The following is a 252-nucleotide window of genomic DNA, read 5'->3' as shown; positions in this document are numbered from 1 at the left end:
CAAGAACTCAACTGGTTGCTGGATGGCTATGACCTGAAGGCAATGCAGCCTCATAAAGCATTGGATTTTCAGTGTGTTGGCTGATTTTTTGCTCCCCATTTGCCACGTTTTTTGATAAAATATAAGGGTAAGCGAGCCATTAACCACATCTTCTCACGTTGAGTTTTGCTGACCACACTGAGGCTTTCTTTATCCAGGAGATCCTCATGAACCACGAACTCAATGCCATGCAGGCTTTCTGGCTCGGCCATC

1 protein-coding gene is annotated in these 252 nt (G+C 45.6%); it reads right to left on the bottom strand.

All coding sequences use genetic code 11. From position 1 onward, the window contains the following. Window positions 1-68: 68 nt before the first annotated feature. On the bottom strand, window positions 69-252 hold a 184-nt coding region (locus M8006_RS18035), incomplete at its 5' end, for a hypothetical protein (protein WP_250084611.1).

The organism is Halomonas llamarensis (assembly GCF_023555005.1).
Classification (GTDB): domain Bacteria; phylum Pseudomonadota; class Gammaproteobacteria; order Pseudomonadales; family Halomonadaceae; genus Vreelandella; species Vreelandella llamarensis.
The sequence above is the reverse complement of the archived record's forward strand: the minus strand, read 5'-3'. Positions and strand labels throughout refer to the sequence as shown.